This is a genomic window from Clostridia bacterium (genome assembly GCA_028698525.1).
GTDB lineage: Bacteria > Bacillota > Clostridia > JAQVDB01 > JAQVDB01 > JAQVDB01.
Window position 1 is genome coordinate 3,837 of record JAQVDB010000093.1, and the last position, 1,769, is coordinate 5,605.

Here is a 1,769-nt window from a genome sequence, read left to right on the forward strand (position 1 = left end):
CCTGTTACAGAAGCCTCATTTGACATATAATAGCCGATAAGGTTTTCCGTGTTGGACAGCATTGTCTGAGCTGCTGCCTGCGCATCTGTGTAGCTTGTAGATGGAGGTACTGTAACTTTCAATGAAACAACTACATCATCTGAAGCGGCCTCTGCAAATACATCATGCCCTGTAACTTCTACACCGCCTGGGAATAATTCTTCACACTTTTCTTTCATACCATCTATAAAACCATTTGTACGATCCAGTATCGATGCAGATGTAGCATCCTGTGACTGAACTGCTATAGCTACAGGATTATCAGCTGTTGCAGCTTTAACCTTTTCATTGAAATCAGGGTGATTGAACATTTCCTCTGCTGCAAGCTTCCCAGCCTCATAGTTGTTGGTAGAAGCTGTTGAAACGATAGAACCTTCAGGTGCATCCGGAACCCCCGAGTCAAATCCTATAACGGGTATTCCTTTTTCTTTAGTTTCTTCTAGCTGTGACATAACGGATTCTGTGTCCAATGCAGCAAGACAAACAGCATCGGGTTTCTTAGCTAAAGCGTTATTTAACATATCCACCTGTTCGCTTATGTCTGATTCAGATGGTGGTCCTTCAAATGTGATATCAACATTAAACTCTTTTGCTGCATCTTCTGCACCCTTTAAAACTACTTGCCAGAATTGATGTTGAAAACCCTTTGAAACTATAGCTATATAAGGTTTTTCTCCGTCATCTGCTGGAGCTTCGGCCTCTTGGTCAGCACCTTCTTCAGCCTGTTCCGGAGCTTCTGCATCAGTCCCCTCATCAGCTCCGCCACATCCTACTAAAAGCGTAGCTAGTAGCATTACTGACAATAAAATAGCCAAAAATTTCTTCATGAAATGTTTTCCTCCTTTTATTTTGATTTTATTTTTCAGCGCATTGATACGCTGATAATAAACTTGTTTTAAAGCCTTATTTAAGCTCACCTGCTTTTTTGCTTCTGTAGATATCAAGCATAACTGCTATAATTACTACGATACCTGTAAAAAGCGTCTGGTAATGCGCCTGAAGATTCATTGACATCAGGCCCTGCTTTAAAATACTCATTATATAAACACCGATTATTGTACCTGTTAAACTACCTACACCACCTGCTAGTGATGTTCCACCTATAACAACTCCTGCGATAGCCAGCAATTCAAATCCATTTCCTGTTGCCGGAACAATTGAAGTGTATGCTGCTGCATACATAACACCGGCTAAACCACTGAACAATCCGGAGATAACATATACAATGGTCTTCCATTTAACTACATCTACACCGGATAATCTAGCTGCTTCCTCATTAGAACCTATCGCAAAAGCGTAGCGACCAGTTTTTGTTTTATTCAAAATTATATACGCAATTATAAAAGCCAGTGCCAACCAAACTATACCTATCGGAAATCCGCCGCTGGTTTTATAAAATACATGTTTAAACCATCCATCCGGACTGGTAATATTGGGATATCGAATGGTCATAACTTTTGATACTATAGCACCTACACCCTGTGCTATCATCATGCTACCCAAAGTAGCAACAAAAGGCGGCAATTTAAATTTAGCAACCAAGGTCCCATTCAAAAGTCCAAACAATGCTCCTACAACCACACAAATAATTAACGACAATCCCATTGATAAGCCCCAGTTATTATGAGCCACGCCACCTATCAATGCAGAACATATCAACACAGTACCTAATGAAAGATCTATACCTCCTGTGATGATAACGAAAGTAACACCAATAGCCATAAAACCTA

Annotated in this window: 2 protein-coding genes; both read right to left on the reverse strand. The window is 40.3% G+C overall.

Annotated features, from left to right (window positions below; genetic code table 11):
* The coding region (locus PHP06_10345; GenBank protein MDD3840940.1) for a substrate-binding domain-containing protein at nucleotides 1–866 on the reverse strand (866 nt) is incomplete at its 3' end.
* Nucleotides 867–942: 76 nt separating this feature from the next.
* Nucleotides 943–1,769, reverse strand: an 827-nt coding sequence (locus tag PHP06_10350) for an ABC transporter permease (GenBank protein ID MDD3840941.1), incomplete at its 5' end; no start/stop codon positions are given.